At 34.2% G+C, this 21,086-nt stretch carries 20 protein-coding genes and 1 pseudogene; 17 read left to right on the top strand and 4 right to left on the bottom strand.

The features are described from left to right. Positions 1-96 precede the first annotated feature (96 nt). From radC to CWR48_RS02850, 15 genes are all read left to right on the top strand, one after another. Entirely contained in the window at positions 97-609 is a 513-nt protein-coding gene (radC, locus tag CWR48_RS02920) for a RadC family protein (RefSeq protein ID WP_115771541.1), read from the top strand. Further along, positions 578-928, top strand: coding sequence for a hypothetical protein (locus CWR48_RS02915; RefSeq protein ID WP_245976692.1), 351 nt, complete (start codon positions 578-580; stop codon positions 926-928). Before radC ends, CWR48_RS02915 begins: the two co-directional genes overlap by 32 nt. A gap of 397 nt (positions 929-1,325) precedes the next feature. After that, complete coding sequence (locus CWR48_RS02910; RefSeq protein WP_115771540.1) at positions 1,326-2,195, top strand: tyrosine-type recombinase/integrase; 870 nt, start codon at positions 1,326-1,328, stop codon at positions 2,193-2,195. Positions 2,196-2,215: 20 nt separating this feature from the next. Then, positions 2,216-2,560: a hypothetical protein gene (locus CWR48_RS02905; RefSeq protein WP_115771539.1), complete on the top strand. Its 345-nt coding sequence runs from the start codon at positions 2,216-2,218 to the stop codon at positions 2,558-2,560. Between the two features lie 13 nt (positions 2,561-2,573). Continuing rightward, positions 2,574-2,879 (top strand): DUF960 domain-containing protein, encoded by a 306-nt coding sequence (locus tag CWR48_RS02900; protein WP_115771538.1) that lies wholly within the window; start codon positions 2,574-2,576, stop codon positions 2,877-2,879. 193 nt (positions 2,880-3,072) lie between these two features. Further along, positions 3,073-3,270 carry a hypothetical protein gene (locus CWR48_RS02895; protein ID WP_115771537.1) on the top strand — a complete coding sequence of 66 codons (198 nt, stop codon included), beginning with the start codon at positions 3,073-3,075 and terminating at the stop codon, positions 3,268-3,270. Between the two features lie 1,300 nt (positions 3,271-4,570). Beyond that, a complete protein-coding gene (locus CWR48_RS02890) occupies positions 4,571-5,335 on the top strand; it encodes an IclR family transcriptional regulator (RefSeq protein WP_211316685.1) in 765 nt (254 codons plus the stop codon). Between the two features lie 69 nt (positions 5,336-5,404). Further along, entirely contained in the window at positions 5,405-6,493 is a 1,089-nt protein-coding gene (locus CWR48_RS02885) for an alanine racemase (protein WP_245976691.1), read from the top strand. Between the two features lie 21 nt (positions 6,494-6,514). After that, on the top strand, positions 6,515-8,137 hold the full coding sequence (locus CWR48_RS02880; protein WP_115771535.1) for an N-acyl-D-amino-acid deacylase family protein: 1,623 nt from the start codon (positions 6,515-6,517) through the stop codon (positions 8,135-8,137). Positions 8,138-8,155: 18 nt separating this feature from the next. Continuing rightward, positions 8,156-8,620, top strand: a complete 465-nt coding sequence (locus CWR48_RS02875; protein ID WP_115771534.1) for a RidA family protein — start codon at positions 8,156-8,158, stop codon at positions 8,618-8,620. A 21-nt stretch (positions 8,621-8,641) separates the two neighbouring features. Further along, positions 8,642-9,289 (top strand): bifunctional 4-hydroxy-2-oxoglutarate aldolase/2-dehydro-3-deoxy-phosphogluconate aldolase, encoded by a 648-nt coding sequence (locus tag CWR48_RS02870; protein WP_115771533.1) that lies wholly within the window; start codon positions 8,642-8,644, stop codon positions 9,287-9,289. Continuing rightward, positions 9,282-10,232 carry a sugar kinase gene (locus tag CWR48_RS02865; RefSeq protein WP_245976690.1) on the top strand — a complete coding sequence of 317 codons (951 nt, stop codon included), beginning with the start codon at positions 9,282-9,284 and terminating at the stop codon, positions 10,230-10,232. The genes CWR48_RS02870 and CWR48_RS02865 overlap by 8 nt, the downstream gene beginning before the upstream one ends. A gap of 29 nt (positions 10,233-10,261) precedes the next feature. Then, positions 10,262-11,755: a sodium:solute symporter family protein gene (locus CWR48_RS02860; protein WP_115771531.1), complete on the top strand. Its 1,494-nt coding sequence runs from the start codon at positions 10,262-10,264 to the stop codon at positions 11,753-11,755. A 241-nt stretch (positions 11,756-11,996) separates the two neighbouring features. After that, positions 11,997-13,817, top strand: a complete 1,821-nt coding sequence (locus tag CWR48_RS02855; RefSeq protein WP_115771530.1) for a sensor histidine kinase — start codon at positions 11,997-11,999, stop codon at positions 13,815-13,817. Then, the gene (locus tag CWR48_RS02850; RefSeq protein ID WP_115771529.1) at positions 13,810-15,465 is read left to right on the top strand and encodes a response regulator transcription factor; all 1,656 of its coding nucleotides are present in this window, start codon (positions 13,810-13,812) and stop codon (positions 15,463-15,465) included. The genes CWR48_RS02855 and CWR48_RS02850 overlap by 8 nt, the downstream gene beginning before the upstream one ends. Positions 15,466-15,824: 359 nt before the next feature. On the opposite strand, the pseudogene istB reads toward CWR48_RS02850, so the two are convergent. The 4 genes and pseudogenes from istB to CWR48_RS02830 all read right to left on the bottom strand — a co-directional run bounded on the left by istB (position 15,825) and on the right by CWR48_RS02830 (position 19,042). Beyond that, a pseudogene (istB, locus tag CWR48_RS02840) lies at positions 15,825-16,569 on the bottom strand (IS21-like element helper ATPase IstB). After that, positions 16,559-16,888, bottom strand: coding sequence for a hypothetical protein (locus tag CWR48_RS20680; protein ID WP_245976689.1), 330 nt, complete (start codon positions 16,886-16,888; stop codon positions 16,559-16,561). Before CWR48_RS20680 ends, istB begins: the two are co-directional and overlap by 11 nt. Then, the gene (gene istA / locus CWR48_RS02835; protein ID WP_245976688.1) at positions 16,855-18,063 is read right to left on the bottom strand and encodes an IS21 family transposase; all 1,209 of its coding nucleotides are present in this window, start codon (positions 18,061-18,063) and stop codon (positions 16,855-16,857) included. Before istA ends, CWR48_RS20680 begins: the two co-directional genes overlap by 34 nt. A 343-nt stretch (positions 18,064-18,406) precedes the next feature. After that, positions 18,407-19,042, bottom strand: coding sequence for a YesL family protein (locus CWR48_RS02830; protein ID WP_115771527.1), 636 nt, complete (start codon positions 19,040-19,042; stop codon positions 18,407-18,409). A 255-nt stretch (positions 19,043-19,297) separates the two neighbouring features. Here CWR48_RS02830 and CWR48_RS02825 point away from each other — a divergent pair, with 255 nt between their 5' ends. Next, positions 19,298-20,197 carry a carbohydrate ABC transporter permease gene (locus tag CWR48_RS02825; protein WP_425453866.1) on the top strand — a complete coding sequence of 300 codons (900 nt, stop codon included), beginning with the start codon at positions 19,298-19,300 and terminating at the stop codon, positions 20,195-20,197. A gap of 71 nt (positions 20,198-20,268) precedes the next feature. Beyond that, positions 20,269-21,057, top strand: a complete 789-nt coding sequence (locus tag CWR48_RS02820) for a carbohydrate ABC transporter permease (RefSeq protein ID WP_115771665.1) — start codon at positions 20,269-20,271, stop codon at positions 21,055-21,057. Positions 21,058-21,086: the final 29 nt, after the last annotated feature.

The following is a 21,086-nucleotide window of genomic DNA, read 5'->3' as shown; positions in this document are numbered from 1 at the left end:
TAAAGTAGTAAATATATATTATAATCCCGAATCAACTATATAGCCCTAATTCCCATTGTGGAATTAGGGTTATTTTAATTTGGGGAGGAAAATTGTATGAAAAAGTACGAATCAAATGAAGAACAACTTGAATTGTTGCAAGTGAGGGAGGTGGAAGGGAAGCGAAAGCCTGCAAAACGAGTAGATATCGTTAGTCTAAGATTAGTGAAGGAATCGAGTATGTTGTACAAGAATCGCTCAGTTTGTAGTCCAGAAGATGGGTATGATTTGTTGAAGAAATTCCTAGGCGATGTTGATCGGGAGTACTTTATTGTCATCTGCTTAGATACGAAGAATCAGCCGACATCCATTAATATCTGTCATATTGGTAGTTTAAATGCAAGCCTTGTTCATCCGAGGGAAGTGATGAAGCCAGCTATTCTATCAAATGCAGCTTCAATTTTAGTCGGGCATAATCATCCGTCGGGACAGGCAGATCCTAGTCAAGAGGATATCCAGGTTACACGTAGATTGAAGGAAGCAGGCAATGTGATGGGGATTGAACTATTAGACCATATCGTGATGGGAGATGATAGCTTTGTTTCACTTAAAGAACAAGGGTACATCTAATAATGAGGGCAACAGTGTATATGATGAAAGATGGTTTATAGATAGGATGAAAAAGTTATTTCAGATGATTGTCCCAAGAGAAAATGTAAGCTATGAAGCTCATCGATTCACCCATGAGGACATCGATGATTCACTTATTCCAGTTGAACACCTGAAACAGTTGCCAAATCCGTTGCTCTTACAATCTTATTTGTATGTGGATCAAAAGGATAAACAATGGATTGCTGGAATCGTAATCGAAGAAAATACAAGAATACTATTGTATGAAATTTGGCTTAAAGATGGAAAAGCAATTGCATACGAAATATACGTAGATTAACAGAAACTCATGACAATACTTCAAGTAATCTCACGACATTACTAATGATGGTATGATGCAATTTCATAAAAGTGAATACTGACATAGAAGCAAGATGCTTTTCACAAGAAAATACTCACGTCATTATTATATAACTGTCGTGAGCTGAGATAGGTGGGTTGAAAAATGAATAAGCTAGAAAAATAAAAGGGCTATTGGTGTGTAATATTAAACATCAATAGCCCTTTTCGTGTTTGGAGAGATATCCTTCTGAAAAGATACAGAAACACGCAAAGGCAATACCCAGGAAAAATAGGAAGATTAAATATAAGGAAAGTTTTCAAACAGCTATTGACGTCTAAGTAGAGTCAATGGCTATTTTTCATGCCATTTTACAAGGATAGGAGAGGTATCACCAATGGAAATAGAATCATTTGCCCAATGGCTATTAGAAGAAGGAAAAGCCCCAAAAACGATTGAGTCCTATGTAACAGACATCAAAGGATTCCAAAGCTACTTGCAGAAACGGTCAAACGACCAAACAGTCCTATCTCGTTTTTCATTTGTACGATACAAAGAATATCTGATAAAGCAGAACTATGCTGTTTCCACGATCAATAAGAAGGTAAATAGCCTGAAAGTTTACAACGATTTTCTACGAACCAAAGGAATAGTAGATGAATCGTATATCCAATTGAAACGAGATCGGATACTTATTGCTGCTGGTAGTGAAGGGGAAGTAACTGCATTATCCGATGAACAGGTGGAACAAGTCTTATTCTTTGTAGAAAATCAAAGCAAAGTGAGCCAAAGAAATAAATTGATTGTGTACCTATTGCTCTACACAGGTGTTCGAGTGAGTGAATTAGTAGGAATAAAGTTGGCAGACATTGACACGTTGACTAGTACACTTCAAGTCGTTGGAAAAGGCGGAAAGCACCGAGAAATCGGGCTTCGGGAAGATGTCCTACGTTTGATTCAGACCTATCGCAAGGAAGAGCGTTCCGAGTCTGTTTTCAGCGACAGCCCGTATTTGCTTCTGAGTCAGCGCGGGAAAAAGATGCATCGAGATGCCGTTCGGGGGTGGTTGGCAAATATTTCAAAAGAAATCGGTTTCCTATTGCACCCGCACCTGTTTCGTCACACCTTTTGCACCAGACTCATCAAGAAAGGAGTCGATCTCATCACAGTAAGTAAGCTCGCAGGTCATTATTCAGTGAATATTACTACTAAATTCTATATTCAAACAACGAGAGAAGAAAAGAAAGAAGCAGTAGAAAAACTCTAATAAAGGGAGGATGCAAAGAAATGAGGCGTATTCAAACCTTCGCAGATATAAAAGCATTAAAGCAAACAGAAAATTTACCTGCTTTATATATAGAAGAAATCAAGCAACAATTTGTAGGCATGTTCGAAGCTGAGGGAGAAGGTAAAACATTGGATACTTTCTCATTGCCTACCCATGCCTGTTTGTACCATTTGAATGAATCTGATGACAAACATTGGTTGTTCGGTCTGATTGAGCAAGTTGAATTTATTGAAGTAGAAAAGGAGTACTATCGCATTGGTATCATGCAAGACCATCAGATGAATATCGTGTATTTTCTCAAAGGTACGTTCACGGAAATAATCGAAACATGGCTAGCAAATTAATAGGAGGTCCAGCATGTTTGAATCTACAGGTAAGCGATATATGACTAGAGCAATTGCCGATGAACTGCATATTGAAATCCAGCTACTCTTGTGGCACTTAATCGATGAATTGAAAAGCCAAGGGTCGAAACTAGACTATCTCCAGGTGTTTGAACTAAGCGTGCTAGACGGAAAGCAAATGATTGTTCATCGTCAAGAAGTGCCAGAACGGGAACAGAAATGGAGTATTACACTAAAAAGTACCAATCCAATCACAGAAAAAGTGTGGTGCATCGATGATGGGAAGAATCAGATGATGCTTTTTCCATCGGATTACTAGTAAGAAAGGATGGAATGAATAGGATGCAAGAGCATAATAAGGAACTCATTAAGGAGATTTTAATAGGAGTGACAGAAGTAGTGTTGGCGATTATTGTGAAACGGAAGTAGGAGTTGAGTAGACAAAGTTATCTCTTAAAAAAGCTACTTCATTGTAAACAATTAATTAGGGAAGAAATGAAGGAGCAAACAAAATGGAAAATGAAACGGTGCCAAAGGAAATGCAAGCATTGTTGAAACAAGCTAATAAGAAGACAAGCAAACGAATCACAACTTATTTAGAACCAGAACTTTACGAGAAAGTTATGTGGTTGAAAAGCAATGGAATTAGTGTCAAGAAATTTGTCAACAGAGCAGTTTCCGATCTTTTGGAAAAGCATGGAGTCATCTGAGAAAAACCCCAACCATTCATCTAGAATGCTGGGGTCAGACCCCCACGGCATTAAAGCGTTAAATTGCTAAATTAGGAAGTCTTGTTGAGTTAAGATTCAAATAAATCCCGTCTACATTTTAGGTGGGATTTATTTGAAACTAGGTTTGGGTGCCTGTAAGTGCGACCAAGCAAGGTCGTAACATACAGCGGTGGGATTCCCGTCAGAATGCTACGGTCAGAAGCACACCGCTAAGAACAACATCCTTTCACAAGCGGCACAATCTATGTTAGCTTAATCCCAGCAAATGCCTTAAGGCGTATTACAACTTCTTCAGTAATTTGATGGAAGGGCGTCTAATCTGGTAACGGGTTAGATCATAACTGGGTGAATTGCTGGAACTTACTAAAGTGTTTTGTACCACAACGTAGCTGGAAACGGCAGACGTGATGGTTTGAAAAACAAAACAATGAAACAATGGATAATCAGCAGCCAAGCGTCTGTGGTGAAAACCTGGCGAAGGTTCAACGACTAGAATGCACTGCCTAAAGCGAATGCCATGGCAATGAGATTCGTAGGGTGATGAAACGTTCATCATTCGAAGTGCCCAGCCCCTTACAAAGTTATAAGGGTGAAGATATAGTCTATTCTATGCTCGAAAGACATAGTGGCGAAGCAAGCCAACCAACAACCACAAGGTGTTTTACAGTTATTACAATAATATTAGATTTGAGAGGGATCCTGGCTTTGCTAGGGTCCTTTCTAATTAATCTAGTTATAATACTAGATTTAATATTTTTAAGAAATAAGGATGAGCTAAATGATTGAAAGCTACACGTAATCTGGTATTAAAAATATATGTACAACATCACTAGCTGTGGAAACCACAATATATCCCTTTTTGATTCAATTGATCAAGCCTATCTGACCATCCTGGAAGAGAGCCATTGATTCTACATGTTCCTTACTGCGCAATTACTGCTGTATGACCACAATATCCCTCTACAAGTTGATAGAAATGACAAAATGTGACAAGAAAATACATAATATAATCTCTAAGTATATTGTAAAGGGTTATTGATCCACTGGTATAAGATTAATTAAAATACTACTAATTATAAGATTTAAATAAATTTCGAGTTCACATCGTCTGAATCAAATCAAGCATTAGCCATCTTTTTAAGTTTAGATATTTAAATTGAATTAAAATAAAAGTCAAAAAACTAATTGACAGTATTTTAAAAATAATATAAGATAAAGTCAAATAAAAATGCGAACAACGTTCACATATACGAACAAAACAGAGGTGAATGTCTTGAAAATGAATAAAACAGCATCGCGTGTGATGGATATATTATCACTTTTTGCAACTGTAAATGAACCTATTTCTGTTTCCACGGTAAGTCAGGAGTTAAGTGCTCCGAAAAGTAGTATATATGAAATACTTGAAACCATGGTTATTAAAGGATTCCTAGAATTTGACGAAAATGTAAAAAAATACAAGCCAGGAATTAAGCTATTCGAGGTAGGTACATCTTATCTAAACAATACCGATTTAATTAAGGATACACGCCCATATTTAGAGAAACTTGTAAAACTCACAGGAGAAACCTCGTTTTTAGCTGTTCCATCAAAAGAGGAAATAATATATTTGGATAAGGTTGAGGGATTATCATCAATCCGAACAACGGCTTCTCTTGGAACTCGACTTCCCATGTACTTAACAGGTTTGGGTAAAGCAATCTTAGCGGCTTATCCTGATGAAATGGTTACAGAAATAACGAGAGATATTAAGTTTAAGCCAGTCAATGATAATAGTATTAATAGTTTTAATAGTTTAATGGAAAATATTAGTCAAACAAGGAAAAGAGGATATGCGGTAGATAATCGGGAGAGAGAGGAAGATGTATATTGTATAGCAGCTCCAATTTATGATCATTTGAATCAGCCAATTGCAGCAATAAGTGTAGCGGGATTAGTAACTCGTATGCAGGAAGAGAATGCTAAAGAGTATTCCGTTCATTTAATAAATGCTGCAATGGAATTATCAAGAAGATTTGGATACAAAGTACATCAACTTTACTGAAGTTTTTAAACACTATCTTATGAGCAATGTTCATATACACGAACAATTAAAAATAAGGGAGAGATCTAATTGGATACGCCTGCGGTAATTATTGATAAAACTAAACTTCTAAAAAACATTCGGAGTATGAGTGGAATTGCAAGAGAAAATAAGGTAAATATTCGCCCTCATATTAAAACACATAAACTGCCTTATATTGCTAAAGAACAACTCGCATCAGGGGCGATTGGAATTACAGTAGCAAAGATTAGTGAAGCAGAGGTAATGGCAGACAATGGCATTCAAAATATCTTTATTGCTTATCCAATAGTAACCAAAGAAAAAATTCAGAAGGCTATTGAACTTAGTAAAAGAGTGAAACTCATATTAGGTGTTGATAGTTTGGTAGGGGCAAAGAGATTGTCAGAATTAGCAGTGGAAAATAACATTACGTTGGAAATTAGATTAGAGGTGGATTCAGGTTTAGAAAGAACTGGTATTCCTTATGAAAATGTGAAAGATATAGCTAAAGAAATTTCAACATATAGAAACTTAGAAATATCCGGCATATATACTTTCAGGGGGCCAGTCCTCAATGGAAGTCCAACTCTCAATTTTGTTGAGGCGGGAATTGAAGAAGGGGAAATGATGGTAAAGTTGGCTGATCAATTAAGAAAAGCTGGATTATCAATTGATGATGTTAGTGTAGGATCCACCTCAACATCTGCCTCAGCTGCAACAGTCCCAGGTGTCACAGAAATAAGACCTGGAACCTATGTGTTTTATGATGCAATGCAAGAAAAGTATGGATGTTGTACCGAAGAAGAATGTGCAGCGGTTGTTAAAGTAACTGTAATAAGCAGACCAACAAAAAATAGAGCCATTATTGATGGTGGGAGCAAAACCTTTGCTACAGATGTTCAACCAAATCAAGCCCCTATTTACTTAAAAGGTTTTGGTAAAGTTGTCGGTCATCCTAACATTATTTTGGAAAGGCTTACAGAGGAACATGGTATGCTCCACATTGAAGGTGATTCACCTATTGAAGTCGGAGATACCTTAGAAATAATTCCTAACCACATTTGTACTACTATTAATTTACACAATTTCATTTTTATGAAGGAAAAAGATAATACATTTGAACGTTATGAGGTACTGGCTCGCGGAAAATTACAATAAAGAGAGTTAGGGGTAAATACTATGCTTGATACTATAATTAAAAATGGGCGTATAGTTGATGGAACTGGAAATCCGTGGTTTTTTGGAAGCGTAGGTATTAAAGATGGAGTTATTACACACATAGGAACGTTCGATATTGAATCCAGAGAAGTTGTTGATGCTAAAGGACAAATTGTATCTCCAGGATTTATAGATGGTCACTCTCATTCAGATTTATTAGTCTTAAAAGATCCGCATTTTGATATTAAGTTACAGCAGGGAGTAACTAGTGAAGTGGTAGGAAACTGCGGGTTAGCACCAGCTCCATTTTATAAGGAAAATGGTTCACTATTAAAGGAATATGTCGAACCAATTATAGGAAATACAGATTGGGAGTGGCCTTGGACAACGGTGGGAGAATATATAGAGACTATAAATAAGTCTAGTATATCAGAAAACATAGCAACATATGTTGCACATGGTGCTTTACGAATAGCGGTCATGGGTTTTGAAAATCGCCCACCAACTAAAGAAGAAATGGCCAAAATGAAAAGTATTTTAGAAGAAGGTATGCAGACTGGTGCGATAGGATTATCTATTGGTTTGCTATACTCACCTGGAAGATATGCCACAAAGGAGGAAATTGCAGAACTTTGTAGTGTCTTACCAAAACATGATGGTATATTAGCAACCCACATTAGGGGGGAAGGAAATAACCTCATACCTTCAATTGAAGAAGTAATTTGGATTGCGGAAAGAAGTGGAGTTTCCCTGCAGGTCAGTCATTTAAAAGCAGCAGGGAAGAGAAACTGGGGCGGTGTATTTGAAGCAATTTCTATTATTGAAGATGCAAGAGCAAGAGGAATGGATATTACCTGTGATGTCTATCCTTATGACGCCGGCTCTACCTCGTTAACTACGCTATTACCCCCTTGGTCATTGGAGGGAGGGATTCAAGCTTGTATCGAACGTATACGTGACAAAACGTTAAGAGAGCGAATTAAAGAAGAGGTTAGTGAAGAACAAGAGGATTGGGATAATCTTGTAGTATCGACCGGATGGAATAATGTAGTGGTATCTAATGCTTCAAATAATCCGCAAATTGAGGGAATGAGCATTTTAGATATTAGTAACATTACTGGAAATGATCCAATTGATACAGCATTAGATTTACTGCTTGAAGAAGAAGGAAATGTATCTATTGTGTATTATCATATGTTAAGTAAAGATGTAGAAAAGGTTATAAAATGGGATTATTCACTTATAATCTCCGATAGTTTGGGCTGTGAGGTTGGTAATCCACATCCTCGGACGTATGGTTCCTTTCCAAGACTATTCTCTAAATATGTAAAAGAAATGAAAACATTAACATTAGAACAAGCAGTAAGAAAAGTAACGTCATTTCCTGTACAACGATTTAAGTTAGGCAAGAGAGGACTGCTTATTCCGGGTTATAAAGCAGATATTACTATATTTAATCAAGAAACTATCAATGACTTAGCAACCTTTGAAAATCCAATACAATACCCGAATGGAATTTCAAATGTATTTATAAATGGAGTAAAAGCAATTGAGAATAAAGTTAATTTAAAGACATCTAATGGAGAGATGATTAAAACAAGTCGACTGTCATGTAGCTGTGTAAAACATAGACTACATCATTAATAAGAGGAGGAATAAAAAATGAGTAAAATAGAAAAGAGATTGGAAGAGTTAGGAATTACATTAGATAATCCACCGCAACCAGCTGCAGAATATGTACCTGCAAAGATTGTAAATAATTTACTTTTCACATCAGGTAATGATTGTCGAAAAAATGGCGAATTAATTTATAAGGGTAAAGTTGGAAGCGATTTAACTTTAGAAGAAGGATACGTAGCTTCTCGACAAGTTATGATAAATTTGTTAAGTGTTTTAAAAAGTGAGCTAGGAGATCTCGATAGAGTAAAACAAGTTGTAAAATTACTAGCATTTGTGAATTCTGCAGACGGATTTGTTGAACAACCATATGTTATTAATGGTGCATCTGAACTGCTAGTACAAGTATTTGGAGGAAAGGGAAGACATGCAAGATCGGCAATTTCATCAAATGAATTACCTTTTAATACGCCAGTTGAAATTGAAATGATTGTGGAAATAGAAAACTAAAATCCTTAAGGAGGGAGCGCTTTGAATTTATTTGATACGCTATTAGAAGAAAAAATTATCGCAATATTAAGAAATGTACCATCAAGTAAAGTTATACCTACTGCTCAAGCACTCACTGATGGGGGGATTAAACTATTAGAAATAACGATGAATAGTGAAAAGGCTTTGGAATCTATTTATCAGATTAGAAATATTTACGATCAAGATGATGTATTTATAGGTGCAGGAACAGTATTAAATAAGGAAATGGCTGAAGAGGCTGTAGAAGCTGGGGCACAATTTTTGATTTCTCCTAATCTTGATACATCAGTAATAAGTTATGCAAACAAACACAATATTGATGTTTGGCCGGGGGTAATGACACCAACTGAAATGGTAAATGCTTGGAATGCAGGTGCAAAAGCAGTTAAACTCTATCCAGCCGGAACGCTAGGGCCTCAGTATATTAAGGATATAAAAGCTCCATTAGATAATATACCAATTATTGCTACAGGTGGAATAAATATAGAGAACTTAGAAACATACTTTGAAGCTGGAGCGGATGCTATAGGTGTAGGGGGTCAATTGGTACAACTAAAATTGATAGAAAATAATAAATTTGAGGATTTGGAAAAATTGGCCGAGCAGTTTGTAAAAACCATTACCTATGGGGGACTCCTCCATGATTGATATTGTAACAATTGGCGAAACAATGGTTTTGTTTTATCCATTTGAAAATAGACCATTAAAGTATACCTCTTTGTTTTCAAAGACTATCGCTGGTGCTGAATCCAATGTAGCCATTGGGTTATCCCGTTTAGGTAAAAATACTCGATGGATTGGAAGACTTGGTAAAGATCCTTTTGGTGATATGGTTATCTCTACATTAACAAGTGAAAATATTGATCTATCAAAAGTAATACGAGATGAATCTGATTTTACCTCTGTATTTTTTAAGGATATGAATCGGTTTGGTGACCCAGAAGTCTTTTATTACAGGAAGGGTTCTGCATCTAGTAAATGGGAACCAAAACATGTGAAAAAGGACTGGTTTGAAGATTCCCGGATACTTCATATGAGTGGAATAACTCCGGCTCTAGGAATCAATACATTGTCGTTTACTAGAGAGTGTATGAAGGTTGCTAAGTCACTTGGATTAACTATTTCTTTTGACCCCAATATTCGCCATAAATTGTGGACAGAAGAAAATTCAAGGGAAGCATTATTAAGTCTAGTTCCATTAAGTGATATTTTCTTACCTGGTATAGAAGAAGCAAAGTTTTTACTCGGGGACAAACCTGTTGAACAGTTAGCAAAGGAATTTATTAGCATGGGTCCAGCGACAGTTGCAATAAAACTAGGGGAAGAAGGGGCATTTGGAATGAGCAAAGAGGGGGATGCTTATATGGTACCAGGTGAGAAAACGAATAACATAGTTGATACAGTTGGTGCTGGTGATGCATTTGCAACAGGGTTCCTTTCAATTGTTGCTGACGATCCTACTAATTTCTCATTAATGGTAGCGTTATCAAGGGGAAATAAGCTTGGTTCTATAGTCATCCAAGAAAAAGGTGACTGGGAAACATTACCTTCATTGAAAATGATAGAAAATACACCTGTAAAGAGTAGATAAAGTTAATTAATACAAAGGAGTGATTTAATGTGATTCAAAATCAGGGGATATATTTGGGAGTATTCATATCTTTTATATTAATGCTTGTATTAATTGGAATTGCCGTATCTCGAAAAGTAAAAAATGGTGAAGATTTCTTAATGGGGGGAAGAGGGTTATCCTTACCATTATTAGTTGGAACTTCGGTAGCTACATTAGTTGGAACTGGCTCGAGTATGGGAGCTGTTGGATTCGCGTATAGTAACGGTTGGGCAGGTGCTCTATATGGAGTAGGTGGTTCCATTGGTATGTTCTTACTGCTCTACCTTTTCGCAGATGTCCGTAAGTATAATTTCGTAACATATTCAGAGGAAATGAGTTTTTATTACGGTGCTAATAAACTTGTTAAAGGACTTACGGCCATTTTATTATATGTTGCCTCAATAGGTTGGCTTGGTGCTCATATTTTAGGAGGAAGTTTATATTTAACATGGATAACTGGTTTAGACCCTACTATTTCTAAAATCCTGACTGCTTGCGGATTCGCAATCTTTACAATCATAGGTGGTTATATGGCTGTTGTCGTTACAGACACAATACAGGGAGTTATTTTATTCCTCGGTTTTATCTTTCTAACTATCCTTGCAGTTACAAAAATCGGGGGGTTCTCAGAAATTAGTAATCAATTACCTACAGAAATGGTATCATTTCTAGGTGTTGACATAATGGGTATAATTCCAGCCCTATCTTTAGCAATAGTCATCGCTGTCGGAGTTTTAGCAACACCTTCATATCGTCATCGAATTTATTCAAGTTCGAGTATATCCGTCGTCAAAAAAGGATTCCTGATATCAGGTATATTGTTCGCAATATTTTCATTTTTCCCCTCAGTTATAGGGATGTCAGCACATATAATGAACCCTGAGTTAGAATCAGGGTATGCATTTCCATATTTAGCTACAGAAGTTTTCCCAGTTTGGATTGGAGCAATAATTTTAACAGCAGGATTAAGTGCAACTATGTCATCAGGAAGCTCTGATTACATTGCAGGTGTAGCTATATTACTAGAGGATGTGTATCCTGTATTCATGGGGAAAAATCCTAAAAAAGAAAATTTGGTAAAATATTCAAGAATTGGATTGGTGCTAACATTATTAATTGCGTTTTTATTTACAATTGGTTCATCTAGTATCATCGACTATATTTCTAACTTTGTCTCAACAGTGATGTCAGGGCTATTTGTAGCAACTATCCTTGGAAAGTTTTGGCCTCGCGCAACATGGCAAGGAGGAATTGCATGTATCATTGGTGGATCAGCAATTTCATTTACGATATTATTTAATGAGGCTCTTAAAGCATATTGGGGGAATCCAATTATCCCATCCTTGATAGGAGCGTTATTATTAGGAGTAATTGTAAGTCTAGTAACACCTAGAAATAAAATATCAAGGGAAGAAGCTCTAGAAATATTAGAAAGAGAACGTGCTGTTACAAACGAATCTTCAGCAAATAACAATGACAATAGTAAGCAAGTTGTTATGTAAAAGTGGCGGTCCAATAAAGCACTTTTTAATTGAAATACAAGGAACAGTTTAAATCGTACTATTACTTGAAACGCTGGAAGAGATCAAGTTCATTTTCTTCGAGCGTTTTTGTATTTGTTAGTAATCCAGGGAATCATATATATATTATTTTATCAATATTATTTTAAAATAAAAAATTGTGATAAAATATAGAAAATTACCTTCCTCTAGTTTAATAAACATGGATTAAGGAGTTGGAGGTATGAAAAGGTTTATAAAAAAATATAGAGGCATATCTTTAAGATGGCGTTTAATAATATCAGCAGTAATCTGTGTAATCCTACCCTCAGTTATTACAGTTTTATTATCTAACTTCAATACAAAAGATGAACTTGAGAATAGAGCAGTCGATGAAATAGAAAATACTTTAAGATTATTAGATTTAAATATCACCAATTATTTAGATGATTTATTGTATGTATCAAATTTTATTCAGTTTGATGATAAAATCAATTTAATTTTGAAGGAAAATGTAAACCTTCATAACAATAATAATACCGTTACTGATATAAATAAAATGAAGTATATTAAAATATCTGATATTTTAGATGATATAACCTATTTATTATCACCATTTTATATCACAATTATTATGGAAAATGGTTTCGCTTACACGAATTACCCGAAAAATAATCATGACTTTACAAATTTACTTGATTCAAAGTGGATAAATAAATCGGATAATTCCTACTATTACAAAACTAATTGGATTGGTACTCATCCGAGTTATATTGAATCAGTAAAAGCCCAGTATCCTTATTTTATTTCTATTACAAAGTCTCTAAAGTTAACAAGTAATACAAACGCGTATACCATTATCAGTATAGGGGAAAGAGAAATCAGCAATATATTGAATCAATTTGTTTCAAATGAGAAACAAGAATTTAAGCTTATCGATTCTAATGGAATGATTCTTTCCAGTCAAAATGAACAAGAAATTCAGAGGGAATTTCAATATAAAGATCTAGTTGACAATAACCGGCCTAGTTATCATGTAGTCGATTACAAAAATATAGAATATTTTTTAGTTAGTTATCCATTGTCATCAGCTGATTGGAATCTAGTTAGTTTAGTTCCTTATAAAGAAACAGTTGGAAGAATAAATACCATTACGCGTTCTACTTTAGTTATGCTATTTGTTTTTTCTTCTATATTCTTAATTATCCTTATATTTTTGGTTAGAAAATTAACTAATCCAATAAGTACGCTTCGGCATGTTACAAATAAAGTAGAGCAAGGAAATTTACAAGTTCGTTCCAATATTAAAGGAGAAGGAGATATTGAGTTATTGGCACAATCCTTTGATAATATGCTTGATGAGATAGAAGAAATGATTTTTCAAATAAAAGCTGAAGAAAAAAGTAAACGGAAAGCAGAATTGGAGATGCTCCAGGCACAAATTAACCCACATTTTTTATTTAATATTTTGAATTCACTACGGCTAAAAATAACAATGAATGGTGATAAGGATAGTGCAAGATTAATACAATCTCTATCTTCGCTTTTACGTAAGACAATAAACAGGAATAACGAATTTATTCCATTATACGAGGAAATTGAAATTGTCGATCATTATGTACAATTAATGAATTTTAGACGCAATGGTCATGTTGAAATATCCAGTAATTTAGCTTCTGATACATTAATGTTAGAAATACCAAGGTTGTTTCTGCAGCCTCTGATTGAAAACGCTATTATACATGGGTTTAATCAAAAAGGTGGAACCATTACTATAACTTCATGGCTAGAAGAGAACATAATGTTAATTAGTATTAAAGATAATGGAAAAGGAATAGATGATGGAAAACTACACGAAATTAGAAGAAATCTGTCAAGTATTAACGCAATTAGCCAAAGTAAAAATAAAGCGTCATTTAATGGAATAGGGATAAGTAATGTTTATCAGAGATTATTAATGACCTATGGAAAAGAATTCCGTATGGAGATTGATAGTCAACAAAATAAGGGAACTGAGATAAAGTTCTATATTCCTAGGATACAGGGAGTGTTAAGAAATGTATAAAATAATGCTTGTAGACGATGACTATTTAGTATTAGAATATTTAACACAAATGGTTCCATGGGAAAAATTAGGATTTTCTATTTCCGGAAAATTTCAAGATGGAGAACAAGCTTTAACATACATTAAATCTGAAATGGTAGATCTTGTAATTACTGATATTGGAATGCCTATTATGGATGGGATAAATTTAATCCGACATATTAAAGGACTTAATCCAAATATTTATTCTGTCATTTTATCCTGTCATGATGATTTTACATATGCTCAACAAGCACTAAAACTGGATGCATATGATTATATTTTAAAAGAATCTATGGAATCTGATAAAATTATAAATTTGCTAATTAAATTAAAAGAGAAACTGGATAGAGAAAAAGAAATGAAAAATCAAATGGAAATTCTAAAAAAGAAAAATCTTCTTACGCTTAAAAGCAGATTTTTAGATTGGGTATTAGAAAATAAGCAGGACGAAGAAAGTATATGGAAGAAACAGGAGGGAAGTGAAATAGGATTAGATATAAATTTCAGTATATGTATTCCTGTCATTTGTTTTATTGACAGGTATGAAGAAATTAGAAATGTTTATAGTTCAGATGAAATATTAAAGTTAAGAATCGATAATATTGTTAGTGATACGCTTAAAGGAACTAGAAAAAACTTTAGCATATTTTATAAGGAATCAATGTTTTTTATTTTCTATTCTGATTCTTATTTCATGGTAAATAATCATAATCACTTTCAGGAAGTAGCGAAATCTATTAAAGAAATTCTACACAGTTTACAAGATAAGATGAACATAAGTATTACAAGTATTGTTGGAAATGAGTGTAAAATTACTGAAGGTATTAGAGAACAATTAAAAATGATGATAAACATGGCTGAACAAAGGTTTTATATGGAAGATGCATCAATCGTAAAACTGGAAAAACTCAGCTATTCTTCTGAAAATATATTCATATATTACGCAAATGCTTTTGAAGAACTTCGAACACAAATGGTTCAGAGAAATACTTATGGTATTGAGAATACGATTCATAAATGGGTAACATTTATAAATGAACATAAGTTTCATCCAAATACTGTAAGAGAATGGATGTTGAAACTTTTATTGGATCTTAGTTTAAAGTTCAACTCCATACAGAATTTCGAGCCCAAATATTCAATTTCAGTAGCGGAAGATTTTATTACAAAGGCAGAGACAATCTTTCAAATTGAAGAGACCCTGAAATCAGCTTTAATAAAGATTATCAAGAAGATAGAGGATATAGATAAGGTATCTAGGAGAACTGAAATTGTTAAAGCTCAAAATTATGTTTTAATGAATTTGGACAAAAAGATTAGTTTAAAGGACGTAGCTAATTATTTATATTTACATCCAAGTTATTTTAGTAGACTTTATAAAAAAGATACAAATGAAAATTTTATTGATTTTGTCATTAAATCAAAGATGGAAAGAGCAAAAGAGTTAATAGATAGTTCTAATGTAACCATGGGAGAAATATCTGAGATGTTAGGATTCGATTCGAAAAGTTATTTTTTTAAGACGTTTAAAAAGCAGTTTGGAATTTCCCCGACCGAATATAAATTTTATGCATTAGATGGAGAAACTAATTTGGATAGTAAAGCAGATGCTTTGAAAAAACGATAAACGTATATAGTAAAAAATCCTACCGAATTATAATGATAGGATGGGGATCTGATAAGTCAAAATATAAAGCTAGGAAAAAAGAAGTAGAAACTTTGTCGACACCTTTTAAGAGCAAGATGAATCCTTTAAAGATAAACAGGTGTACTTGAATAGACTCTAAAACATTCTTCTTTTGAAGGATAGGTCGCACTAATTTATATAAATCATCTAATTTCATAAGTTTGTTGATATAGTTTAAAATGAAGAAGGACATAGGTTAGATTCACCTTTGCCATCTTTTTGACCCAACCCGGACAAGAAAATGATCCACTTATGCCAAAACTGAGCCACTATCATATTTTGATAGTGGCTCAAGAGTATTATTGATGCAATCCGTTTCGTTCTCTCATTGAAACTTTTCCATCAATAAGTATATTATGAGAATCGTGTACAATTCGATCCAGAATGGCGTCTGCTAGTGTACCTTCGCCAATCTTATCATGCCATCCACGGGGATCAAATTGAGAACAGAAGATAGTTGACCCTACCTGATGGCGTGTTTCTACAATTTCAAGAAGATCTCTTGCTTCTGTCTCTTTTAACGGAATTAATAGCCACTCATCTAAGATAAGTAAGTTTAGGTTCTTGTACTTTTTCATAACCTTTCTGTAAGTTCCTTCCCCTCTTGCGATTGCCAATTCGTCCAATAAGTCTGGTAATCGAATATATTTCACTTTATAAAATTGACGACATGCAGCGATGCCAAATGCACAGGCTAAATACGTTTTTCCATTTCCAGAAGCACCCATTAATATAATGTTATGATGCTCTTCAATATAATTACCAGTTGCTAAGCGTAAGATTTGTGTTTTATCCAACTTTCGATCCGGATGATATTCGATATTCTCGATACATGCCTGTGTATCACGTAATTCAGCTGATTTTATTAGGCGATCAAGTTTATTGTTTTTGTCTTCTGGACCACTCGATATCAACCAGTAATCCAAATCGATCTTCAAAAGGCAGTTCTTGATATTCTGGATTTCTCAATTGCTCTCTAAATGTTTCTGCCATCGCAGACATTCTCATTTCATTTAACTTCGTTAACGTATTATCAGTTGTCATTATCGTTTCCTCCATAATAATCAGCTCCACGAGTGAATCCGTATGCGCTATCATTTTTTCGTGTGCTAGATTCTTTTTCTCTGTTTTCTAATGGTAATTTATCATGTCCTGTTTTTAATATTGTCTGTATACTTTTTAGCTTTGGTCTTGGCGTATAAGAGAATACTCTCTCGCATGCTTTCTCTATGCGCTCGATAGAGTATTTATCCGCAAGCTTCATTAATCCATATGTGGACTTTAGTCCTTGTTTTTCTACTGAATAAGATTCTAGGATTCTTTCAATCGTTAATAAGGTGGATGGACCGGCGGTCGCTCCCACTCTAAAATATAATCCTTATCAAATTCTGCATACTTTCTATGGTCTCTGGGCATGTGATCAGGAAGGGTATTGTAGTCTCCTTCCGTCCTAGTAGACCTTTTATGTGAAGCAATCCGTATATTCTTATAAAATGCTTCGATTATATTTCTCGTTACTCGAACGTCTACCACACATTTGATATAATCATAGGGAACAGAGTAATAATTATTATCAATTTTTATATGATAGTCAAGCTGGACAACTGTCTTTGCCCAGCTTGCAATCTCATATGGTGAATTAGGCAGGGACATCAATGCGAATTTTTCTTCTTTTAAAAATGTCTCCTGTCTACTCCCACTTTTCTTCTGAAAAGATTTTGTATTTACCACATCTAACTTTTCTTTAATTGCCTTATTTAGCTCTGATAGTGAAAAGAATTTCTCGTGACGAAGGGAAGCGATAATCCAAGTTGATATATGACCGACATTTCCTTCTACACTTGGTTTGTCTTTGGGATGACGTACACGTGCTGGGATAATTGTAGTCTGGTAATATTCAGCCATCTCTTGGTAGCTAACGTTAATAATAGGATCGGTACGGGACGATTTTGTCACTCCAGTCTTTAAATTATCAGGAACAATAATTCTTGTAACTCCCCCATAAAATTCAAAAGCGTGAATATGAGCTGTAATCCAACTCTCTACATCCATGGATAAAAAACCTTCCACATACGCATATTGACTACATGGCAACGCAGAAACGAAAATATAAACAGGAATATCTTCTCCTGTTAAGTTATTTGTAAGATGCATTGTTGCTTTTGTTTTTCTTGCATACTCATTGTAGAACCTACAGAACTGCCGATAACTGTATGGAATTTCATCAGTTTCCCTACACTGTAAGGAATACTCGTCCCATAAAAGAGATAGTGTTACCCCTGATTTCGCCAATTCTTTGTGAATATACTCTCCATCAGGTTTCCGATGATGGTCGGAAGATATTTTTTTCTCAGGAAATAAAATCATTTGTAGGTCTACATCTGTCATGTCCTTTTCAAATGGCCACTGAATATTTTTCTCCTCTGCCCTTCGAATTAGTTCTCTAATCGTGTTCCTCGAATGACCACAGCTTGAAGCTATCCCCCTTTGTGTGACTTCCTGTGAATGAAGCCTTAAGATTTCTCGATACTTAACCACAAAAAAACCTCCTATATAATAAATTTGCACCAATGTGCTCCTTCATTATATAGGAGGGTGGATCAGTTCTGTCTTTAATGGATTAAATTCATGGCAGAGGTGGATCAAAAAGATGGCATCACTGGTTCAATTGGATGGCTATAAACATAAAAATAGTAAGGCATGAAAAGCCAAGTTCTTTCATAATCCCAGCATTGCGTAAATGCCTACTTAAAATTAATTCGGAAAAACTGTTTTTCATAGCCTGTTACAGATGGACATAAGACTATTTTTCGATAACGTAATGCTGACATCTTTCGTAAGCAGAAAATAAATTCCACCTGCATTAGTAGGTGGAATTTATTTAACTTCTTGAATGAAACTCAACCTTTTTTTGTTCTACTTTCTCAAAAGCAGTAGTAGCAGCCGACATAATAAATAAAGCAAAGATACTTCCACTAAAAAATAGTATGATTGCAGGAAAGAAAACTATAGCAAATAATAAGACAACGGAACTTGATAGCATAACAATAGTTATTAGTGGGTTCATGATCATGATTAGAAAGGCATTTTTAAAGAGTTGAATTATTTTTGAGTCGTATTGTACATACGTTGGAAAGATGTACAAAACGATTAAATAAAAAATTAAATTTAAAATAACTAATGGGTAGTATAATAACTGGAAAATCTCATTATTTATTTCCTGGACAAAACGTATATCTAAATAAAAAATGATTGTGACTAATATGATAATAGATCCCATGAGATTACTATTTAGAAATTCTTGTTTATAAACATACAAAAATTTTTTAAAAATGGATATTTCTTCTTTCTTACTTAGTGACCGAATAACGGAGAACATAGCAATCGTTGCTGGAAAAAAACCAAAAATGAGTAGACCGAATAAAGAGAGTAAAATCCATAATATATTAACTAGAACTAATTTCATAATCCAATCTGATATTTTATAAACAAATGCACTGAATCTATTGATTGGCATTTTCCTCACTCCTTAGGCTTGTAGATACTCTGATTCTACACTTAAATAATGTCTATAAACAATAAATTTCATTAATAAGTAAAAATATTTCCAATTAAGTAAAAATAGTTCATTGTTACTGGCAACCACTAAGAATATAATGGTAAAAAGAAAAGAAAAGGGGTGATTGAAATAAAAGAAGCAAGTGAAGTAATAGAAGCACGTGATATCAAGGAATTGAAAACGGTAACAATCGTAGGATCTAATAAAAGTCCAATTAGAAATAAAAGACCTAAATTTGAGGGATGGCGAGAAACTATAGCTGGTTATATTTTTTTAGCGCCTATGTTAATTGGGACTACCACTTTAGTTATTATTCCAATTCTTGCTACAATCTTTTTAAGTTTTACTGATTGGAATTTTATAACGGGGATCGGGGATTTTAATTTTATTGGGATGGAAAATTTCAGGACATTATTTAATGATGAAATATTTATAAAATCTCTAATAAACAACTTTATTTTGCTCTTAGTCGTTCCTTTTGGTCTATTAGTATCTTTAATTCTCGCAGTCGTTATAAATAACCATGTTTATTTTAAAGACTTTTTTAAGGTTATCTATTTTATGCCATATATTTCAAGTGTGGTAGCGATTGCGATTGTATTCCAAGTCCTGTTTCACCCAACCTTTGGTCCCGTTAATCAATTGTTAATGTCACTCGGAGTAGAAAGTCCTCCAGGCTGGATTGCAGATATAAGTTATGCACTTCCTTCCGTAATGATAATTTTAATTTGGACAAACATTGGATTTCAATTAATTATTTATTTAGCAGGGCTTCAAAATATACCAAAAGAACTCTATGAAGCTGCAGAGATGGACGGGGCTTCATCATGGTATAAATTTAGGAAAATCACAGTACCTCTTGTTTCACCGACAACTTTTTTTCTGTTAGTCACAGGGTTTATTAGTACTTTTAAGGTATTCGATTTGATTATTGTGTTGACAAATGGAGGTCCGGCAAATTCAACATCTGTACCGGTATTTTATCTTTATCAAGAAGCGTTTGTTGAATTGAAAACAGGTTACTCTTCAGCAATAGCTTTAATATTGTTAGTCTTAGTCCTGCTAATTACATTTTTACAATGGACTGTGCAGAAAAAATGGGTTAACTATTAATTGAAAGGAGGGAAAGGTAATTGGAACATGTAAGAAATATTGACATTAGGAAATTAATTATAACCGTAATTATGGCGGTTTGTGGCATCGTGTTTATATCACCCTTTATTTGGATGATTTCCGCATCCTTTAAATTAGAAGAAGATGTATTATCTTTTCCAATTGATTGGATTCCAAATACCTGGAATGCAATAACCAATTATTCAGAAGTTTGGTTTGGCGAAAAACCCTTTCTATTATACTACTGGAATTCAATTAAAGTAACTGTATTAACTACATTAACTTCTGTAACCGTCTCTAGTTTAGCGGCATATGCTTTTGCCAAGATTAAATTTAAAGGGAGAGATATTATTTTTTTAATCGTTCTAGCAACTTATATGATTCCCTCACAGTCATTACTTGTACCACAGTTTCTATTTTACAGTTGGGTAGATTTATTTGATTCACATCTAGGATTAATACTATTAAATAGCTTTAGTGTATTTGGAACATTTATGCTCAGACAGTTTTTTTTAGGAATCAATAATGAAATAATAGAATCTGCAAAAATTGATGGTGCAGGACATTTTAGAACTTTTTTTCATATTGCACTTCCGCTAGTCCGACCTGCAATTGCAACCTATGCAATTCTACGATTTATTTGGACATGGAATGATTATCAGACCCCACTAATTTTCTTACGGTCTGAATCGCTTTACACACTACAATTAGGTATTGCTCAGTTTGCTGATGTACACGGATCTATTTATTCTTTAATGATGGCAGCATCCGTTTCGGCAATTATACCTTTGCTGATTGTGTTTATGTTGGGACAAAAACAGGTTATTGATGGTATTCAATTAGGTGGAGTAAAAGGATAAAATGTATAAATTAAAAGTTAAATAAGTTA

Origin of the sequence: Oceanobacillus arenosus (genome assembly GCF_003369575.1) — a bacterium.
GTDB classification, from domain to species: domain Bacteria; phylum Bacillota; class Bacilli; order Bacillales; family Amphibacillaceae; genus Oceanobacillus; species Oceanobacillus arenosus.
This window is presented reverse-complemented; position numbering and strand designations above follow the sequence as displayed.

Bases quoted from the DNA above. Each gene is read 5' to 3' on its own strand.
- radC (WP_115771541.1), top strand. From the start codon at position 97: ATGAAAAAGTACGAATCAAATGAAGAACAACTTGAATTGTTGCAAGTG.
- CWR48_RS02910 (WP_115771540.1), top strand. From the start codon at position 1,326: ATGGAAATAGAATCATTTGCCCAATGGCTATTAGAAGAAGGAAAAGCC.
- CWR48_RS02905 (WP_115771539.1), top strand. From the start codon at position 2,216: ATGAGGCGTATTCAAACCTTCGCAGATATAAAAGCATTAAAGCAAACA.
- CWR48_RS02900 (WP_115771538.1), top strand. From the start codon at position 2,574: ATGTTTGAATCTACAGGTAAGCGATATATGACTAGAGCAATTGCCGAT.
- CWR48_RS02895 (WP_115771537.1), top strand. From the start codon at position 3,073: ATGGAAAATGAAACGGTGCCAAAGGAAATGCAAGCATTGTTGAAACAA.
- CWR48_RS02890 (WP_211316685.1), top strand. From the start codon at position 4,571: ATGAATAAAACAGCATCGCGTGTGATGGATATATTATCACTTTTTGCA.
- CWR48_RS02880 (WP_115771535.1), top strand. From the start codon at position 6,515: ATGCTTGATACTATAATTAAAAATGGGCGTATAGTTGATGGAACTGGA.
- CWR48_RS02875 (WP_115771534.1), top strand. From the start codon at position 8,156: ATGAGTAAAATAGAAAAGAGATTGGAAGAGTTAGGAATTACATTAGAT.
- CWR48_RS02865 (WP_245976690.1), top strand. From the start codon at position 9,282: ATGATTGATATTGTAACAATTGGCGAAACAATGGTTTTGTTTTATCCA.
- CWR48_RS02855 (WP_115771530.1), top strand. From the start codon at position 11,997: ATGAAAAGGTTTATAAAAAAATATAGAGGCATATCTTTAAGATGGCGT.
- CWR48_RS02850 (WP_115771529.1), top strand. From the start codon at position 13,810: ATGTATAAAATAATGCTTGTAGACGATGACTATTTAGTATTAGAATAT.
- CWR48_RS02830 (WP_115771527.1), bottom strand. From the start codon at position 19,042: ATGCCAATCAATAGATTCAGTGCATTTGTTTATAAAATATCAGATTGG.
- CWR48_RS02820 (WP_115771665.1), top strand. From the start codon at position 20,269: ATGGCGGTTTGTGGCATCGTGTTTATATCACCCTTTATTTGGATGATT.